Consider the following 14,957-nt stretch of genomic DNA (forward strand, 5'->3'; position numbering starts at 1 on the left):
GACCTCCAAATAATAGATTTAGAAACCTCTTAATTCTAACATAGAATACACATATCCACATTATTTTTTAAAAAAACACCCATTCTGATAAATATTCATAATTACTGAACTTATCTTCTCAAAAAAAGCGGGCACGCACTACAAACCAATACGTAGCTCTTATTTCTCATACAACAGAGTTCCATTTCTCAATATATGTATCAACATCAAATTTCCGGCGGCACCCCCGCTCATTCATATAGCGGATAGAACCAAATACAGGACGTTTTTTCCATCCTCGGTCATGCAGACCCGCAACGGACCAAAGCGCCCCCACGTAACCATTAGGATCACGCCCATCCAGTTCATAACGATCATTAAGAGCTATGGTGATTTTTAAAGCATCTTCCGGTGATGCTGACCATTCCAAAATCTTCTTGGCCCAAAACATACGCATGTAACCATGCATGAATCCTGATCGCACCATTTGATTCTGGGCTGCATTCCAAAGCGCGGAATGGGTGCGGGACTGCTCGAAATAATCATAAGTATAAAGGTAGGCCCGAGCATCGGCAGAGTGCTCCGCTAAAGTCTTCAACGCCCACTCTGGGGCTGAATCCAGCGAATCATAATTCGGAGTATGCAAGCAAAAATTATCCGCAAGTTCACGACGGACGATGAGTTCTTCGAGATATGACTGCGCTCCCTCTCCCGGAAGACAGTCAGCGACAATCAATGCAGCCCGCTGCGGAGCAAGCTGCCCAAAATGATAATAGGCTGAAAGTCGTGAGGTTGCTTCGGCATTAGGGTCATTTCGTTTATCGGCATAATCCCCAAGTCCGTAAGCCACAAACTCATTTAATGCCGCATGGGCAAAAGCTTCGCCGGAAGGAAGGTCAACGGGACCGACTAATTCGTCAACGACAATACATTTTCTTACCTGCTCCCAATCTACGGCAGGAAAATTATCTCCTCTTATCCCGTTTGGACCAAACTCTGGAAATTCCTCCAAAAACTCTGGAAGCTGTCTATGAATCTTCGGCCTGATAGTTCGTGCTCCATACTCCCGCTTGTCGGTAACAAAACGAACCGGCACCACATTATGCCCATCTACCTCGATTAACGGAATATTAATGATTCGACTAAGATTATCCTGCCATTGTCGCTTGATGCGCAGAGGATCAAAGTCAGTAACCACCGCCCCTGCCCTGACCTTACTGACAAATTCCGGCAATACTTTATCCGGGGCTCCGCTTAGCAGGACAAAATCATAGCCCAAACACCTCAAATCCCTCTCAACCTGCTGCAATCCCTTAAGCATAAAGTCATAATGACGCAGGGTCGCTCCCAAAAATGACGGAGCAAGACAAAAGACAACGATTAGAGGAACTCTGCCCTCGGTAAGTTCATAAGCATGAAGCAACCCCCAATTGTCACGAACGCGTTGTTCCCGGCTCATCCAGTAAATTATCGGCCCATCAGATTTTTCAGCAGAATTGAGCTGATGAATTCTCCTGCCGTCTACTTTAATCATTTACCCCGCCCTTGTTACCGGGAAGACGACAGCGCGGAGCCGGGCCTTCCAGAAGCTCCGGGCCTTCCATTATACGACAACCGCTTTTCTCAGCCAACGAACGAGCCATCCCTTTAAAAACAAGCGCATGAAACGGATAAACCGCCCACCAGTAAAGAATTCCCCCCAAGCCGCGAGGCAGGAACCGTGCGGTCATTGTCAATTCGGTATCCCCGACCAATGTCTTTTCAAGACTGAATTCAAGCAAGGCCTCTCCAGGCAACTTCATCTCAGCAAGTAGAAGCAGCCTTTCACAGGGCTGAACATCCAGTACCCGCCAGAAGTCAAGGGCATCGCCAATGCTGACCTCTGAAGGATGTCTGCGACCGCGCCGCAAGCCCACGCCTCCAAAAAACTTATCCAGCCACCCCCGCAGGGACCAGAGATAGTTGCAGCAATACCAGCCTTCATCACCGCCGATGGAGATAATCTTGTTCCAAAGGTCGTCCGCACATCCCTCCAACTTAATCCTGTACGCGGAATGATAAACTGTCCCCCCGGAATATCCGGCATCACCGCAGATGGCCCACTCCGGGGTTTCAATAGTCCCAGCGTCAGACCAACAGGTATCGACCACCTCCTGCTGTACTTTATTAAGAGCGCGACGGATGGCGGTGCGGCAATCAGTCAATTCATGGGGCATGATCTCGCGGATACGATAATCCTTACAGACAACCCGGTTACGCAACCCCATAACCAGCGGAACCGCAAGTGAGACAGGAACCGGAGAAACAAACCCCAGCCAGTATGATGACAACTTAGGTGAAACAAATGGGACCGGGAGGATAAGCCGCCTACGCAACCCGGCCTCCTGCTGGTAAATGCGAAATAACTTTTCATATGTTTCGAAAAACGGCCCGCCGATATCATAACTCTCACCGGCAGTTTCAGGATGCTCAAGGCATCCGGAAAGATAAAACAAAACATCGCGAATACTGATAGGCTGACTTTCGGTACGCACCCAGCGTGGGGTGATCATTACAGGAAGGCGGTCCACCAGATAACGCAGAATTTCAAATGAAGCACTACCGGACCCGAGAATGACTGCCGCCTTTAATGTGGTACAGGAGACACTTCCCTTGGAAAGGATATCGCCAACCTCGGCTCTTGATTTAAGGTGAAGGCTGATGTTCGGATCGTCAGGCACCATACCACCAAGATAAATTATCCTCTTCACTCCCACCCGCTCTGCGGCAGAAACGGTATTCTGAGCGGCAATCCGGTCTTGTTTTGCAAAATCAGAACTGCCCGGCTGCATTGAGTGCACCAAATAATAAACAGCGGAACAGCCTTGCAAAGCTGCCCGCAAGGATTCGCTATCAAAAAGATCGGCCTCGGCAAGTTCACAATTTTCATGAAAACTGTACGGACGGGTACGTAGTTTTGCTTTTGATCGCCCCACGGCTCTGACTTTCCAACCCTTATCCAGAAGTTGCGGAACAAGACGCCCACCCACATACCCGGTGGCCCCTAACACGCAAATCAAATTATTTTGACGATCAGACATGGTTCCTCAGCATGAGTTCAGCTGAATACGGATTTAAATAAGATACACCTTTTCATCTTTACGGACAGAATGATTAAGCGTGGTAACCGGACAATCACCGACTTCCGCAATTAAGAATTTATCTTTTATGCAAAATAACTCATATACAAAATGAAAACCATCCTAAATAATGGAACTTTACAAATACTTTTTCTCAAGTCTTTAATGGAAAATCACTCAATTATATAATATTATAAAAATTCACGGCAACTTCTCCAAACGCAATTGCTTTCATGGATGGTTCGGTAAATATTATGTCATCACAGGAAGAACTGAAAAAAGCCCGGCAGCAGGCTCTAGACGCGGAAAGAAACTTAAAAGCACTTCTTGACGCAAACACTCAGTCCATACTTCTTCTTGAAAGTGACGGAACAGTTATCCACGTCAATCGTACCGTTGCAAAAATTCTAAAAACAACCCCCCAAAAACTGACCGGAAAGAATATATTTAGCTACCTAGCACCTGAACTGGCCAGCTCAAGACGAAAATTCTTTGACCAAGTAATTGAAAGTGGGAAGCCCACAAAATTTCAGGATATGCGAGGCGACAGGATTATAAAACACTCCCACTACCCCATTCTTGAAGATGGAAAAGTCGTGCGGGTGGCCATTTACGCTGAAGATATAACCGAAAGAACTCTCAAAGAAAGAGAACTTGAACGCAGCAAACAGCTCCAGTCTCTGCTCCATGAAATTACCTGTCAGTTCAATTCGGCCAATACCTTAAGTGAGTTGATGCGCTCAATCCATGTAATAATGCTTGAAAAGCTCAATGCTAAAAACTTCTACATCGCCCTAATTGAGCCGGAACAGGATAAATTGGTCTTCACTTATTGCGTTGACGAGGGATTTGCTGACTATCCGCCTATTCAAAATATTTACGATCCGACGAACAACAGAATCAGCCTGTTGCCTATCCAGAAAAACGAAATTATCCGCTTGGACCGCCTAACTATAACTGACTATATTGCAGACGGTGCGTTGGAAGTAGCCGGCCGGATTCCGGAAATATGGATAGGGGTTCCCATGCAAGTTCATAATACCCCCATAGGAGTGTTGGTTATTCAGGACTACAATGATCCCGACATTTTTTCAGAAGAAGACATTCAGCTTTTTTCAGCCTGCTCCCACCAGATAGCCTTGGCCATAGAACGAAAAAAGTATGATTCCACCATCAGGGCAAGTGAAGAACAATACCGCGCTTTTTTTGAGGACAACCACTCAGCAATGTTCATCATTGACCCTGAAAACGGTAGAATACTCGATACCAATAGGGCCTCAGCCAACTTCTACGGTTATTCCCGTAACGAACTAAAAACAAAAACTGTTTACGATCTAAACCAACTGCCGCGGGATGAACTCAAGGCAAGAATGCACAAAGCCAAATCCAAGCAATTGAGCAAATACATATTTAAGCACCGTTGCATAGACGGAACGATAAAGGATGTTGAAGTATTCTCAGGTCCTTTCAAACACAAAGAAAAAACTCTCCTCATATCCATAATCCATGACATAACTAAACGGCTGCAAGATGAAAAAGAGCTTTCCGAGGCCAAAGAAGAAGCCATACTAGCCAACAAGGCCAAGGACGAATTCCTGGCTAATATCAGCCATGAGATTAGGACTCCACTCAACGGAGTCATGGGTATGCTACAGGTCATGGACTCAACGGATTTGAAGCCAGAACACAAGAATTGCATCGATGTGGCTCTGCAATCATCACGAAATCTGCTCCGGGTTCTTAATGATATTCTGGACCTATCAAAAGTGGAAATGGGTACTCTTGATCTTTTTGAAGAAAACTTCTCCCTAAACGATCTACTGCTGGAAAGTGCAAACCTATTCAAGCTTCAAGCCGATGAAAAAGGCCTTGTTCTATCATATTCCATCCATCCAGAAGTGGAAGGATTCTATTTAGGAGATGAAGGTCGCATCAGGCAAATTCTGTTCAACCTGATCGGGAATGGTATTAAATTTACAGACCAAGGGACCGTGGAAATTATAGTAAAACCTGCCCCGGTAACCTGCCATGGAAAACTCAATATTTCTTTCACGGTGCGTGATACGGGAGTGGGTATACCCAAAACTTATCATGAGCGGATCTTTGATTCATTTACACAGGTGGACGGCTCACTTTCCCGCCGCTACAAAGGTGCAGGACTAGGACTCTCCATTGTAAAAAGACTTATTGAACTTATGGACGGGTCCATAGAAATAGAAAGCTCACCTGACGAGGGGACCACTGTTAATTTTAATATTCCCCTCAAAATCTCAAAATCATACAAAACCGAAAAGATCAAACAGACAGACAGTACCGAAAAAATATCTAAACTCAAAATCCTGCTGGTAGAAGACGAACCGGTCAATAGAATGATGGCCCGCAAACTGCTCGAAAGAATGGGGCATGAAGTCAGCTGTGCAGAAAATGGAGCCGACTGCCTTAACACCTTAAGCAGGAATCGTTTTGATGTAATCCTCATGGATATTCAGATGCCGGTCATGGATGGCCTTGAAGCAACCCGGACCATCCGCACATCAACAGAGTTCATTAAAGTTAGAGAAATCCCCATCATTGCCCTTTCCGCCCATGCGAATAAGGAGAGCAGATATTCCGCCCTTGAGGCCGGAGTCAATGGCTACCTTTGTAAACCGTATGAAATGGATGATCTAAAAAAAATTCTTGCAGGAACAGCACGCAGGACTTAACCCGTTCAGTCAGCCAGAAGTACCTCCTGAAACAGTTGACACAAAGGCATTTTCAAAGGCATCTATTGTAACTTGGCGGATTACTCAAATAGAACGAAAACAAATGACCGGAGTTATTATGACTCAATATGCCGATGTTTTTAATCAAGAAATGATGACTACCCTTTTCCCGAAAAACAAAACCAATGATTTTTTCGAAGCTCTTTTCGGCGATGCCGAGGAAGGTAGCTATGATATTTCACTCGCTTACGCTGGTGATAACGGCGATACAGTTCATTTCGAACTACAGCTTAAGCAGCGCCCAGGCTGCTGTCTGGCCTGCAATCTGACTTACGGATTGCCGCAGGTTTTCTCACGCCATCCGATTATCAACATCCAGGGTGTAGCTGAAAAAGTAGGCGAAACTTTAGGCAAACCGGAAAATGTAAGCTGGAAACTTGGTGCCACCCAAGAGAAAAGCAGAGAACTACATGTAATTCCGCTTTCCATCAGCCTAAGTTAGCGTAATTTATCGTGTTTGATTCAAATCAGGCCCGCTCCCGCCACAAAGGGACGCGGGCCTTTACTCACTTAAAAACAAAATCACGTAAATATAATAGAAATTTAGTTGAATCAAACCTGACGAAAAGGTAATATATTGTTAAATTAACCACTTCAGGAGCGGGGAATGCTTGAAGAACTTCGCTATGGTATTTTTTCCAATAATTCCAAGCACATATCCAATGACAGACTGACTTTGGTCGGACTTGGAGCATCTGATATATATGTTTATTCCACGTGGGATAATGCTATCACCGCACTGGAAAATGGAGAAATTGATGTCGCACTTGTTGACGAATCTTTGCATGATGCGTCCGGTGCGGACTGTGTAAGGAAGATGCGCAAGCATGCCATGCGCTCACTTCCGGTAATCATGGTCACCCCGGATAAACGCAAGGAATCCGTACTCAACTCCATTGCTGCCGGAGTCGGGGGCTATGTGCTGCGCCCCTACAGCATGGAGACCCTCAAACGTCACGTCTTTGCCGCGTACATGAGTGTCAGTCCCGATGAAATTGAAAAAGAACTGCTTACATCCTCTTGGGATCTCGTAGCTAACGGAAGTTTTGATGAAGCTATCGACAGTTTTTCCGAAATCATTGATGAAGTAACTGATGCGGATAAAAACCCCGCTGAAGAATATTTTGATAAGGGTTTAAATTTCCTTTCACAGGACAAATTCGGCAAGGCCATCATCGCCTTTAACAAGGCCATCGCCCTCAATGAAATGTATGCCGAGGCTTACAAAGGAATTGCCGATGCATACAAAGGCAAGGGCGACATGGGCAATTATCAGGAATTCCTGACCAAGGCTGCGGATATATACGCTGTTCAGGACAAGCTTGATGACGTCAAGGATCTGTTCATTGAAATTCTTAAAAACGAACCTGACGCAGTAAACCCATTTAACCGCCTCGGAGTAAAACTCCGCAAAGACGGGGATTATCACGGAGCCATCAAAGCCTACCATCAGGCCTGTACCTTTACTCCCAATGACGCCAATCTTTATTATAACATGGCCCGTGCATACACTTATGCTGAGGACTACGAAAGCGCACTGAATTACACAGAGCTCAGCCTGCGTCTTGATTCCAGTCTCGAACCCGCAAGGAATATGCATTCACAGATCGTCAAATTGATTGAAAAACAGGAGAAAGAGAATCCCACCCCGGAAGAAAACTATCCGAAAGTAGAAATTGACGACGAACTTGAGGAATAATTTCGAGACCTTAATTTGATTTCTCAAGATCCAACAGCTTTTGCTTGATTTTTGTGCCGTGGGCAAATCCTGCCAGACTGCCATTGGACGCTATCACGCGGTGGCAAGGAATAATCAGCGGCACAGGATTTTTCCCATTTGCCGTCCCCACAGCCCTGCTCCCATTTTCATTACCCAGCGCAATAGCAACCTCTTTATATGATCGTGTCTCACCGCAAGGGATCCTGCAAAGTTCCGCCCAGACCCGCTTCTGAAAATCAGTTCCCTGCGGATTCAATTTCACATCAAACTCGGTCCGCTGCCCCGCCATGAACGCCTCAATCTGGGTCCTGACATCAATAAAAAAATCATCATTAAGCATCCAATCAGGGGCAATATCAAAAACTCGCTTCCCTTCTCCGGTCTGCATATGCAGGTGAGATAGCCCTTCCTCGTTTCCGGCCAAAATAATTTCGCAAAGCGGGGTCATGAATCTTGTATAGAATGTGGTCATAACTATTAATTGCCCTTATTTACTTTTGCTCTTTTTCCGCAAATTATATTCAAACTGACACTAAATAACATTTTGCAAGATGCAAATAAAAATAAACCGCCCCTTTCAGCTAAATTGTTGATCTATGTGATGGCATAATTTTCTACAAACTGACATACAAGAAATGAAACATTCAACATGGAGAACAAAATGATAACTCTTACCGCAAAAGTACAGGCAGTAGCAGGCAAGGAGCAGGAACTTGAAGCAGTCCTGCGCGAACTGGTCAAAGCCACCGCAACCGAAGAAGGTTCAGTAGAATACAGGCTTCACAGGGTGGTAGATACCCCCGGTGCTTTCCGCTTTGTGGAAAAATTCAAGGATCAGGCTGCGTTCGACTTTCATGCCAATTCCCAACATTTCAAAGCAGCCGTTGAAAAAATCGGTGAACTAAGCGCAGGTGAAGGTGAACTTGAAATGATGGAATTGATTGATTCTATTCCTGAATAATTGCTTCATTTACAAAACACGTAACGAAGCCCGCGCAAACATACGCGGGCTTTTGTTTACAAATATCCTTTGATTTGCCTAGAAAAATGTTACGCCTTCTGCTTTCTCCGCGCCATCCAAAGCAACGCAAACAATGGAACAAGGCCACCGACAATTCCCATTTCACCAATCACATTGATCTTTGAAGGCCAGTCAAAAGAAATAAGCTCCATGGCAACTGCACCGAATATGAAATAGGCAAAGGTGAGTAATGACGAAGCCGCACCGATATCCCGGTCCACAGTTTCAAGGATCATATGGTTACTGATTGGCCTGCTGACCCCGATGGAAAAAGTCATTAAAAACATGGGCGCAGCAAAGAGGTATTCCGACCCGCCAAGTAACAGCAATCCGATGCCGGCCAGCACTACCCCGACCAGTGATACTTTGAGGATAGACATGGATGAGTAGCCAACGCAAAGCCTTGAACAGGTGAATGATCCGGTCATGAACCCGATGGCATTGAATCCAAAAAACATGGCATACTGCTGCTCATTCATCCCGAACCCGCGAATGTAGATATCCGCTGAGCCAGCCAGAAACCCGAAAAATCCGACCCCGATAACAGAAAAAGCAAAGCAGTAAGTGCTGAATTCAACATTTTTAAGCACCACCAAATAGCGGGAAAACATGGACAAGATACCACCTGAAGTCTTTTCAAACTCGGGTTCTTTGAACACAAGAGTGCCGTAAAATGCCATGGAAGCCAGCACGGCCTGACATCCGAAAATCCATTTCCAAGACAAATATTCAAGCATCATACTACCCATCATGGGGGCCACCATGGGGCAAAGGGGAATAATTACCCCAATATAGGCCAGTACTTTCTGACGCTCTGTCCCGGTATAAAGATCTTTTGCCAATGCCATGGAAAGGGCCGACGCCGAGGCCGCCCCGGCTGCCTGAACAATACGGGCCGCCACCAGAAACCAAATATTGGTTGAAAGAGCACAAAGAAGACTGCCCAGCACATATATCCCCACACCGCAGATAAGCACCGGTTTGCGTCCGTATTTGTCAGACAGCGGACCGTAAATGAGCATGAAAAAGCTGAACAGGATGAAAAACAGGACCAGCGACAGGTTCACTTGCGCAAGGGAAATCCCCCACTGCTCCTGAATGGTTGGCAGTGCCGGAAGATACATATCCGTGGAAAGGGCGGGGAAAGCCGCCAGCATGGTGATAAACAAAAAATTTGGCATAACTGTACTGTACCGATTTTAAATTAAATGGGCTCTGATCAACTCAGATAAATGGAGGAAATAAATTGGGGAAATAGATTTTTCTGGTGGGAGTGAAGTTCAAAATGAATTCAGACTTTATTCCCGACAGAAATTCAGGTCAACCTGAAAACAGCATGGCAGACCAGTTTTTTATCAGTTTACCATTCACAAACATTTCACCCCGGCAATGCTTACAATATTGCTAAACACAGATTAAAACATTGTTTAAGATTTTACTTGACTGGCTTAACCGACAATCATACAAGATTTCAAACAAAGTTTAAATCACTGTTGGAGATAATATATGAGCGACCAAAACACCAAAGATAGAATTCTGGAATCCGCCAGCCGGGTTTTCTGCGAAAAAGGATTCAAGGCCACCACTGTGCGCGATATCTGCACCGAAGCTGACGCCAATGTGGCGGCCATCAACTACCACTTCGGGGACAAGCGCAAACTTTATATTCAGGTCCTGAAATCCTGGATGGACGGGATGTTCAAGGACGCGGACAGACTCAATGGAATAACTGAAGCATCAACACTTGAAGAACGTTTACGTGCCTATATTTATGGAGAACTCAGGGCACTGTGCACCTATGATGATCCGGGGAAAATCAAAAAAAGCAAAATCCGCCTGCTTTTTGAAGAATATGTTTCCGAAGAGTGTGACCCGGAATTATTCAAGTGCCATGAAGAAATTGATGGGGAACTGCTAACCCCGATCATTCGTGAGATTCTTGCTCCTATCGAAGATGAAGAAATCCTTCGACAAGCCCATATAGCTGCCAGCGGAGTGCTGGTTCACCATTTTCTCGGAATCATCCATTACCCGGAAGGTGAAATTGAATCCGAGGAGAAACTGGAATTCATGGCCGATTTTTATACCACATTCATTCTCGGCTCTCTGAAAGCCATCAAGGAAGCATATCATGCAAAATAAATATTTCATCCCGCTTACACTGGCTATTTTTCTTTTGGCCCTCTGCGGTTGCGAGTCTGATAAACAGACCGAAGCCAACACCGCGCCCCCGGAAAAAGCTGTCCGCGTCGGCACTATTGAAGTTATGCCGGTGACCATCAAGGATATGCTGATCCTGCCCGGAGAAACCCAGCCGGACAAAGACGTCTGCGTTTCTTCCGAATCAGCCGGGACTGTGGTCTGGCTGGGCGTAAAAGAAGGTGATCACGTCAAGAAAGGTCAGCTCATTGCCCGTCTTGACGGAGCTTCCAGCGGAGCAAAATTTGACAAGGCCAAGGCAGCCAAAAAACTGGCTTCCGGACAGTTGCGCCGCCGCAAAGAACTGCTTAGCAAAGGAGTACTGGCGCAGGAAGAGTACGACCAGATCAAGGCCGAGCTTGAACAGAGCGAAGCTTCGCTCAAGGAAATGCTGGTCAACGTGGAGTACGGTATTGTTCGTGCTCCCATCTCCGGTGTGGTCAATAAACGTTACATTGACCCTGGGGAACGTCTGGAAGTCGGTTCTCAGGTCGTTGATATTGTAGATTCTTCCATCATCAAAACTTTCATCAACGTGCCGGAAATGGACATTTCCTATATCAAAAAAGGTCAGAAGGTTACCGTATCCGTTGACGCCCTGCCCGGTAAAACATGGGACGGAGTTATCGACTTCGTATCCTTCAAAGCTGATAAATTTTCCAAAACCTTTGAAACAAAAGTCATCACCGACAACTCCGACGGGGAAATCCGCGCTGGCATGCTGGCCCGTGTTTCCCTGCTCCGCCGCACTGTGACAGGTGCTGTAACCACTCCCTTATCCGCCATCATCAATCAGGGCGGTGAGCGGATCATCTACGTGGAAAAAGACGGAGTAGCCCAAGTGCGCACCATCGAACTTGGTGTCATCGAAGGCAACCGTGCCCAGATAACCAAAGGACTTAAAGCCGGTGAAAAGCTGATCACAGCCGGACACACCATGGTTGAAGACGGTACCAAGGTGGTGACCCAGTGATTATCAACAAGGCAGCATTGAACAGGCAGTCCACCGTAATGGTCCTGCTTGTGTTCATCATCATCGCCGGGATATCAAGCTACGCATCCCTACCCCGCGAGAGCGATCCGGACATCACCATTCCCTATATTTTTGTGCAGACAAACTTTGAGGGAGTGGCTCCGGAGGACATGGAGACCCTGATCACCATGCCCATTGAGCGCAAACTGAAAGGACTTTCCGGGACCAAGGAGATTTCCTCCATTTCCGATGACGGAGTTTCCATTATCAAGGTTGAATTCAACCCGGATATAGACATTGACGACGCTTTGCAGAAAGTGCGTGACAAAGTTGATCAGGCCAAGCCGGACCTGCCCTCAGACCTGCCTGACGAACCGGTCATTAACGAGGTCAACCTTTCGGAACAGCCCATCCTGAACGTTGTTCTCTCAGGACCGTTTTCCCTTAAACGGATGAAAGTCTTTGCCGAACAGCTTGAAGACCGCATTGAATCTGTGCAGGGTGTGCTTGATGCAAAAATAATCGGCGGTCTTGAACGTGAAATCCACGTGGAATTCGATATGGACCGCGTGGCCTTCTACAATATTCCTATTTCCAGCCTGCTCAATGCGCTGAAAAACGCCAACGTGAACACCCCCGGCGGATCAGTTGAAATCGGCAAATCAAAATACCTTGTACGTGTGCCTGAAGATTTCAAGCACCCGGATGAGATTGATCAAATCGTGGTCTACGAGAAAGACGGACGTCCCATCTACCTGCGCGACATCGCCAGTATCCGCGACCATTACAAAGACCCGACCTCCAAAAGCCGCTTCAACGGAATCCGCAGTGTAACCATTGAAGTCAAAAAAAGAGCCGGGGAAAACATCATCCGCATCATTGATACGGTTAAGGATATCCTGAAAGAAGAGCAGCAGATTCTGCCGCCTACACTCAAAATCAACCTCACCGCCGACCAGTCTGATGAAATCCGCCAGATGGTTGCGGATTTGCAGAACAACATCATCACCGGCCTGCTGCTGGTACTCATTGTGGTTTTCGCCTTTATCGGCGGACGCTCGGCCCTGTTCGTCTCGCTGGCAATTCCGCTGTCCATGCTGATAACCTTCACCGTGCTGGATATTTTCTCCTACACCTTGAACATGGTTATCCTCTTCTCCCTGATCCTGAGCCTCGGTATGCTGGTGGATAACGGAATCGTGGTGGTTGAAAACATCTACCGCCACATGGGTATGGGAAAATCCCGCTATCAGGCGGCAATGGATGCCACAGACGAGGTGGCCTGGCCTGTTATCGCCTCCACCCTGACCACTGTGGGCGCATTCTTTCCCATGATATTCTGGCCCGGAATCATGGGCGAATTCATGAGTTATCTGCCCATAACCGTTATCATCGCCCTGATTGCATCGCTGTTCGTGGCGCTGGTTATCAACCCGGTGCTCTCAGCAAAATTCCAGGGTGTCCCTAAGCAGGACGAAAACACGAAGCCCGGTTTTATCGACCGCATGATGGAATCCCTCAAAGCAATTTACCGCCCTATCCTTGAATGGTCGCTGGACCACAGGTTTCTGGTGGTGCTTTTCTCCTTTGTTTTCCTTATCGCTTCCACGGTCAGCTTCGGCATGTTCGGGCGCGGCGTGGAATTCCTGCCCAAAACTGAACCCAAGCGTTCCGACGTAAAAATAAAAGCCCCGGTGGGGACGAATCTTGAAGCCTCGGACCAGTTCGTAAAAGTGGTGGAAAAAGTAGCCTCTGAATACCCGGATATCGAATACGTTATCGCCAATACCGGGGAATCCGGGCAGTCCGATGAAATCGGAACCCATTACAGCCTTGTGAAGCTTGATTACGTAGACATTCAGGACCGCAGCCGCCCTTCATCTGAGATCACCAATGAAATCCGTGACCGCTTGCAGAATTCAATCCGTGGTGCTGAAGTGCGTGCCGAGCCGGAAAAAATGGGACCGCCCACAGGCAGTGCCATTAACTTGGAAATATACGGCAAGGAACTGCGTCAGCTTGGAACCATTGCCGCCGCATTCAAACGGAGCATCAAGGATATTCCCGGACTTGTTGACCTCAAGGACAACTACATCTCGGCCAAGCCGGAAATCCGCGTAGATGTGGACAAGGAAAAAGCGGCCATAATGGGCCTCGACGCCTTCACCATCGCGCAGACAGTAAAGACCGCCATCAACGGTTTCAAGGTCGGGGTATATCGCGAAGGCAAGGACGAATACGACATCATCGCCCGTCTGCCCAAGCATGACCGCGATTCCCTTGAGGACATCAAGCGCATCACCGTATCCGGCCCCAAGGGTGAACCTGTGCCCATCACCAGTCTTGCAGAAGTGACCATGGGCGGCGGACTTGGCGGTATCAACCGCATTGACCAGAAAAGGGTCGTTACCCTTTCCGCCGATGTATCGGGCCGTCTTGCCGAGGAAGTCATTGGAGACATCAACAAGGCAGTGTCCGGCATCGAACTTCCGCGCGGATATTCATATAAATTCACCGGAGAACAGGAAGAACAGGCTAAGGCCTCGGCATTTCTTGAACGAGCATTTGCCGGAGCATTGTTCCTGATCTTCATAGTACTGGTCACCCAATTCAACTCCATTGCCACCCCGTTTATCATCCTGACTGCGGTCATCCTCTCCCTTGGCGGGGTTATGGTCGGGCTGCTCATAACCGGGACGGCCTTCGGGGTTATCATGACCGGAGTCGGAGTGCTCAGCCTTGCAGGGGTTGTGGTCAACAATGCCATCGTGCTTATCGACTACTTTGAACAACTCAAGGAACAGGGCCGCTCCGCCCGTGAAGCACTCATTGAAGCCGGACTGACCCGCTTCCGCCCGGTATTGCTTACCGCCATCACCACCGTGCTGGGACTTATCCCCATGGCAACCGGAATAAGCTTCGACTTCATCAACATGCGCCTCGATATGGGTAGCGAAACCTCACAATGGTGGGGCCCCATGGCCGTAGCGGTAATCTTCGGACTGGCAATTGCCACTGTTCTCACGCTGGTGGTCGTACCCACACTCTGTTCTTTGCAGGAAAGCTGGAAGGAACGGGTCGCCAGACGCAAAGCCGCTAAATTGGCAGCGCAGCCCCAGAATTAGAGTAATGTATGATGAGCATAGTTTAATTACCTGTTAAATTCATATTGATTAACTTA

11 protein-coding genes are annotated in these 14,957 nt (G+C 47.3%); 7 read left to right on the forward strand and 4 right to left on the reverse strand.

Going from position 1 to position 14,957, the window contains the following annotated elements; all coding sequences use genetic code 11:
• Positions 1-166: 166 nt before the first annotated feature.
• Together phrB and D0S45_03085 are read right to left on the reverse strand one after the other, a co-directional pair.
• The gene (gene phrB, locus D0S45_03080) at positions 167-1,513 is read right to left on the reverse strand and encodes a deoxyribodipyrimidine photo-lyase (GenBank protein ID TIH19177.1); all 1,347 of its coding nucleotides are present in this window, start codon (positions 1,511-1,513) and stop codon (positions 167-169) included.
• Positions 1,506-3,059 (reverse strand): SDR family oxidoreductase, encoded by a 1,554-nt coding sequence (locus D0S45_03085; GenBank protein ID TIH19178.1) that lies wholly within the window; start codon positions 3,057-3,059, stop codon positions 1,506-1,508. The genes phrB and D0S45_03085 overlap by 8 nt, the downstream gene beginning before the upstream one ends.
• Before the next feature lie 272 nt (positions 3,060-3,331).
• Here D0S45_03085 and D0S45_03090 point away from each other — a divergent pair, with 272 nt between their 5' ends.
• From D0S45_03090 to D0S45_03100, 3 genes are all read left to right on the forward strand, one after another.
• Positions 3,332-5,803, forward strand: coding sequence for a PAS domain S-box protein (locus D0S45_03090; GenBank protein ID TIH19179.1), 2,472 nt, complete (start codon positions 3,332-3,334; stop codon positions 5,801-5,803).
• Between the two features lie 118 nt (positions 5,804-5,921).
• Complete coding sequence (locus tag D0S45_03095; protein TIH19180.1) at positions 5,922-6,305, forward strand: pancreas/duodenum homeobox protein 1; 384 nt, start codon at positions 5,922-5,924, stop codon at positions 6,303-6,305.
• 165 nt (positions 6,306-6,470) lie between these two features.
• A complete protein-coding gene (locus tag D0S45_03100; protein TIH19181.1) occupies positions 6,471-7,562 on the forward strand; it encodes a tetratricopeptide repeat protein in 1,092 nt (363 codons plus the stop codon).
• Positions 7,563-7,572: 10 nt separating this feature from the next.
• Here the strand turns inward: D0S45_03100 and D0S45_03105 are convergent, their stop codons facing one another.
• On the reverse strand, positions 7,573-8,055 hold the full coding sequence (locus D0S45_03105; GenBank protein ID TIH19182.1) for a methylated-DNA--[protein]-cysteine S-methyltransferase: 483 nt from the start codon (positions 8,053-8,055) through the stop codon (positions 7,573-7,575).
• Between the two features lie 189 nt (positions 8,056-8,244).
• Here D0S45_03105 and D0S45_03110 point away from each other — a divergent pair, with 189 nt between their 5' ends.
• Entirely contained in the window at positions 8,245-8,544 is a 300-nt protein-coding gene (locus D0S45_03110) for an antibiotic biosynthesis monooxygenase (GenBank protein TIH19183.1), read from the forward strand.
• Between the two features lie 89 nt (positions 8,545-8,633).
• Here the strand turns inward: D0S45_03110 and D0S45_03115 are convergent, their stop codons facing one another.
• A complete protein-coding gene (locus D0S45_03115) occupies positions 8,634-9,785 on the reverse strand; it encodes a Bcr/CflA family efflux MFS transporter (GenBank protein ID TIH19184.1) in 1,152 nt (383 codons plus the stop codon).
• 325 nt (positions 9,786-10,110) lie between these two features.
• Between D0S45_03115 and D0S45_03120 the strand changes: the two genes are divergently transcribed.
• The 3 genes from D0S45_03120 to D0S45_03130 are packed head-to-tail and all read left to right on the forward strand — an operon-like array spanning position 10,111 to position 14,901.
• Complete coding sequence (locus D0S45_03120) at positions 10,111-10,746, forward strand: TetR/AcrR family transcriptional regulator (protein ID TIH19185.1); 636 nt, start codon at positions 10,111-10,113, stop codon at positions 10,744-10,746.
• The gene (locus D0S45_03125; GenBank protein ID TIH19186.1) at positions 10,736-11,776 is read left to right on the forward strand and encodes an efflux RND transporter periplasmic adaptor subunit; all 1,041 of its coding nucleotides are present in this window, start codon (positions 10,736-10,738) and stop codon (positions 11,774-11,776) included. The genes D0S45_03120 and D0S45_03125 overlap by 11 nt, the downstream gene beginning before the upstream one ends.
• A complete protein-coding gene (locus D0S45_03130; GenBank protein TIH19187.1) occupies positions 11,773-14,901 on the forward strand; it encodes an efflux RND transporter permease subunit in 3,129 nt (1,042 codons plus the stop codon). Before D0S45_03125 ends, D0S45_03130 begins: the two co-directional genes overlap by 4 nt.
• Positions 14,902-14,957 lie beyond the last annotated feature (56 nt).

Source organism: Marinifilum sp. JC120 (genome assembly GCA_004923195.1).
Classification (GTDB): Bacteria; Desulfobacterota; Desulfovibrionia; order Desulfovibrionales; family Desulfovibrionaceae; genus Maridesulfovibrio.

What these genes read in the sequence shown, in the direction of transcription:
- D0S45_03110 (TIH19183.1), top strand. Translation starts at nt 8,245, where the DNA reads ATGATAACTCTTACCGCAAAAGTACAGGCAGTAGCAGGCAAGGAGCAG.
- D0S45_03125 (TIH19186.1), top strand. Translation starts at nt 10,736, where the DNA reads ATGCAAAATAAATATTTCATCCCGCTTACACTGGCTATTTTTCTTTTG.
- D0S45_03085 (TIH19178.1), bottom strand. Translation starts at nt 3,059, where the DNA reads ATGTCTGATCGTCAAAATAATTTGATTTGCGTGTTAGGGGCCACCGGG.
- D0S45_03090 (TIH19179.1), top strand. Translation starts at nt 3,332, where the DNA reads ATGGATGGTTCGGTAAATATTATGTCATCACAGGAAGAACTGAAAAAA.
- phrB (TIH19177.1), bottom strand. Translation starts at nt 1,513, where the DNA reads ATGATTAAAGTAGACGGCAGGAGAATTCATCAGCTCAATTCTGCTGAA.
- D0S45_03115 (TIH19184.1), bottom strand. Translation starts at nt 9,785, where the DNA reads ATGCCAAATTTTTTGTTTATCACCATGCTGGCGGCTTTCCCCGCCCTT.
- D0S45_03095 (TIH19180.1), top strand. Translation starts at nt 5,922, where the DNA reads ATGACTCAATATGCCGATGTTTTTAATCAAGAAATGATGACTACCCTT.
- D0S45_03100 (TIH19181.1), top strand. Translation starts at nt 6,471, where the DNA reads ATGCTTGAAGAACTTCGCTATGGTATTTTTTCCAATAATTCCAAGCAC.
- D0S45_03105 (TIH19182.1), bottom strand. Translation starts at nt 8,055, where the DNA reads ATGACCACATTCTATACAAGATTCATGACCCCGCTTTGCGAAATTATT.
- D0S45_03120 (TIH19185.1), top strand. Translation starts at nt 10,111, where the DNA reads ATGAGCGACCAAAACACCAAAGATAGAATTCTGGAATCCGCCAGCCGG.